At 70.1% G+C, this 1,467-nt stretch carries 2 protein-coding genes; one reads left to right on the top strand and one right to left on the bottom strand.

Annotated elements, in window-relative coordinates:
* A partial coding sequence (locus tag ABZ749_RS35080) for a hypothetical protein (RefSeq protein WP_357235690.1) occupies nt 1–831 on the bottom strand: 831 nt, incomplete at its 3' end.
* Between the two features lie 380 nt (nt 832–1,211).
* On the opposite strand from ABZ749_RS35080, the gene ABZ749_RS35075 reads away from it, so the two are divergent.
* The gene (locus ABZ749_RS35075) at nt 1,212–1,337 is read left to right on the top strand and encodes a hypothetical protein (RefSeq protein ID WP_357235688.1); all 126 of its coding nucleotides are present in this window, start codon (nt 1,212–1,214) and stop codon (nt 1,335–1,337) included.
* The last annotated feature ends 130 nt before the right edge of the window (nt 1,338–1,467 follow it).

Genomic DNA, 1,467 nt, shown 5'->3' with positions numbered 1-1,467 from the left:
TACTCCGCCCGACCGTCCGGAGTCTCCACCCGCACCGGCGGGTGGCCGAGGGCCGCCAGGTCGTACGGGCTGGCCCGCATGTCCAGCGTGCGGATACATGTACGGCCGAGGCATCGTGAACAGCGCCGGACCCTGCCGGTCCGTGGCGAAGAACGACACCGAGCCGTCGGCCTGCGGCACTGCGCGGACGGAGTCCGTGTCCAGCGTGAAGGTGTACGTGGCCGGCCCGCTCGGCGGGGCGGCCAGCACGATCTGCTCCTTCACCGCCGACGGCGTCACCTCGTAGACGAGGTCAGCGCCGGCGACGGCACCCGGGTAGGTGACCCGGTTGCCGCTCGCCGTCGGGCGCAGGGCACGCAGGCCGCCGGCGAGCCCGAGGGTCAGCCCGTGGTCGCCTGTCGAGTACGACAGCACCCGGTCACTGCGGTCGCCGAACCTGCTGGCGAACGCGTTCTGGGTGGCGGCGTACGGATAGCCCGAGGTGCGGCCGGCCGACACCGTCGGTTTGATGTCCTGCCAGCGGCCCTTGCTGTCGCGGTAGTGGACCGGCTCACGACTGGCCTCCGCCTGCATCCGCCCGTCGGCCAGCAGGAAGACCTTGGTGCTCGCGGTGCGGCGGTCGGTGAGTTCGCGGACCCGGCGCACCGGCGGCATGGGTTTCGCGGAGGTCGCCTGGGCCACCGAGGGCAGCACGCTCGACGGACCCGGCGGGGTGGGAGGCACGTCTCGGCCCTGCGGCGTCGGCGGGCGCAGTACGGTGCCGGGCCGGGGCGCCGGCTCGGCCTCACCTGGGGGTTTTCCGTACGCCGGAGTGCCGGAAATCACCAGCACGACACCGGCCAGTGCCGCAATTAGGCGGCGTCCATTACCAATTCTGCTCATCAATTGCCCTTCACGCGATGCGTACGACGAGGACACGAGGACCACGGCACATGACGCGCCGGTCGAACTGCCACGAAGAAGGGAATCGGCGCACGCTGAAAGAGCGCCGGACACCGCGACGAGGCTCAAAAATGAGTCGGATCAGCGCCCCCCGTGGGTGCCGCAGTGAAGCTAGCAACTTTTGATTGATTGCAGCAACTATTTACCTAGGGCAATTTCTGCCCCAAGGCCACGAACAATGGCCCAATATGGACATTAAGATTTGTCAGATCGGCGTCGAGTGACGCTCGCGCCGAACCGCGGTCCAGGTACACGACGGTGGGGCGGGCGTGGCGCTTGCCGGCTTCCGCGAGGGTGGTGCGTCGACGGCACGGGTGGCCCCGCCGGCGGTGCCGGAGACGCCGCGTACCCCGGAGGGCGTCGAGTGTTCCTGGGTCAAACCGATCACCTGCTGAACGATGGGCCGGGAGGCGCTTCCGCGCCTCCCGGCCCGGCGAGCGCTCAGGCCGGACGGTCCGGTGGGGGGACCACCGCCGTCGGGTCACCGCGTTCGATGAGCGCGGCGATCTCGGCGGCCCGCAGCCC

This window comes from Micromonospora sp. NPDC047753 (assembly GCF_040642735.1).
GTDB lineage: Bacteria > Actinomycetota > Actinomycetes > Mycobacteriales > Micromonosporaceae > Micromonospora.
This window is presented reverse-complemented; position numbering and strand designations above follow the sequence as displayed.